At 36.3% G+C, this 2139-nt stretch carries 1 protein-coding gene; it reads right to left on the bottom strand.

Annotation, left to right across the window (positions count from 1 at the left end; genetic code table 11):
* Positions 1-1424: group II intron reverse transcriptase/maturase (gene ltrA, locus ACFVR2_RS25095; protein ID WP_483867308.1), on the bottom strand; the 1424-nt coding region annotated here is incomplete at its 3' end.
* Positions 1425-2139 lie beyond the last annotated feature (715 nt).

Raw genomic sequence — 2139 nt, 5'->3', positions numbered from 1 at the left:
CCTTCGGCAGTGAAGTTACATATCGTTTGTGTAAAACAGTGTGGTAATTTCCACCGTTGGGCATGGATAGGGACAAATACCATTTGCTGTATCTTGAATAATTTACTTCCATAACCTTTGTACCTTTTCTGTAAGGTCTTAGTCATATCATGAAAACTTGCCTCTGTTCTAATATTCTTTAGTTGATTGTATAACGTTTTGCGTAGATGATAGTTTAACTTATTTAGATTAATAGTAATTTGAGAGGCAACAGAATAATAGTTTTGGATTCCCATTACCACAGTATTAAAATTCCAGACAGTCTGAGTACTAGGTTTTTTCTTAACCAATTTTATAGCTTCCTTTATCTTTTGGAAGGCGTTGGCTTGTGCCTTCTTTGACATATCGGACCTTGCTACATACGTTTTTCCTTTTCTCATGGCTTTTACTGAAAAGCCAAGAAACTCGGAAGAGTTCTTCTTTAAGTTGATAATTTTGGATTTCTCTTCACTGGTTTCAAGATGTAGTCTGTTTTTTAGGAAGTCTTTCAATGCGTAATTCATTTTTATTGCCTGTGACCTTGTCCTACACAATATCTTAAAATCGTCCGCATAACGGACGATAAAGCACTCTTTCAAAGTTGTTTTCTTTAAGGACTTATATTTGCTGCCATTGTTTAAATAAGTATGGCTACTTTTAAACGTTTCCCATTGGTCACTTATCCACCAATCCAACTCATTTAATACAATGTTGGAAAGTAAAGGAGATAATATTCCTCCTTGTGGGGTACCTCTTGTAGGAATACCTTCACCTTCAATCTCTGCTTTTAACAGTTTAGATATAATAGAAAGAAGTGGTTTATCCCTTATACCTAACGACCACATTTGTTTTAGTAATTTACTATGATTAACGTTGTCAAAGAATCCTTTTATATCTACATCTATACAATGGTAGAGTCCAACTCGATTTATAAGAAACTCGAATCTAGCTTTCGCATTGTGTGTGCTTCGATTTGGTCTGAATCCATAACTATGTTTATGGAATTTCGCTTCACATATTGGCTCTAAGATTTGAAGTATACATTGTTGAAAGATTCGGTCCCAAATTGTTGGAATCCCCAAAGGTCTGGTTTTTCCTTTTCCTTTCGGAATAAAAACACGCCTTACTGTTTGGGGCTCGTAACGTCTGAACATTGCTTGAACCTTTTCTATTACCTCTGTAACTGACAGATTTATAATATCATCAATCGTTAATTTATCTGTTCCCGCAGTTTTACTACCTGTATTTCTTTTAATGTTTCGGTAGGCAAGTCGAATATTATCTTCAGAGCACATTAACTCTGTTAAATCATAGAAGTGATGACCACTGACACTTTGGGCATAAAGTATGTCAAAACAAGTTTGCATACTGTAATATTCACTGTGTCTCAGTTTCTCCCGTTTCAATAAGTCGGTTGCTCCTTTCGAAGTTAAACCTCTTTTAGTCTCACAAGAACCTTATTAATCGATAAAGAACTGCCTTACATGGTTGAATAAATCTATATTAGTCTAGTGGCTATCCCTCCATGTGGATTAGACATTTCATTGGTACTGTGCCACCACTTTCACTGATATAAAAACAAGTTATACAGTAACTAGTGTCGTTAATGTTTTCCTTGCCAACGTTTCATAGGAAGTAAGCCCTCTACGTTATCAGCTTACAATGTTGAATTATATCTATTATAGAATGAACTTAGGTGCTTCCTCTAAGCCTGTTAGCATTCATACGCCTGTAACGCATCATGGATTTTCATATTAGTTAGTTTTACTCATCCACATCTAACCTCACAATTTGGTGATATACACATTTCTATGTATCGCAGTTATAGACCCGTACATTCAGAAGTTCGTCAGCTTAACCTTTTTTGGTAGGTTTATTTGCATACTCACCATATTCATTCAACTCAAGCATCATGAATCACACCACTCCATCGAGTAGGCTTTCGCCAGCCGAACCGGTACGGTAATTTCTCACGCCTTTTCGCCGAGCTTATAACACGATCATTCTTACTTAATCCAGTGCTATCCGACTAAGAGAGAACCCTTCAAGGCGTTACCCAATCATTTGATTCTTCGATATAATCCTTCAATTCCGAAAGGAACTGTCTAGCCTTTACTAGAG

The organism is Gottfriedia sp. NPDC057991 (genome assembly GCF_042886615.1).
In the GTDB taxonomy this organism is placed as follows: domain Bacteria; phylum Bacillota; class Bacilli; order Bacillales; family Bacillaceae_G; genus Gottfriedia.
This window is presented reverse-complemented; position numbering and strand designations above follow the sequence as displayed.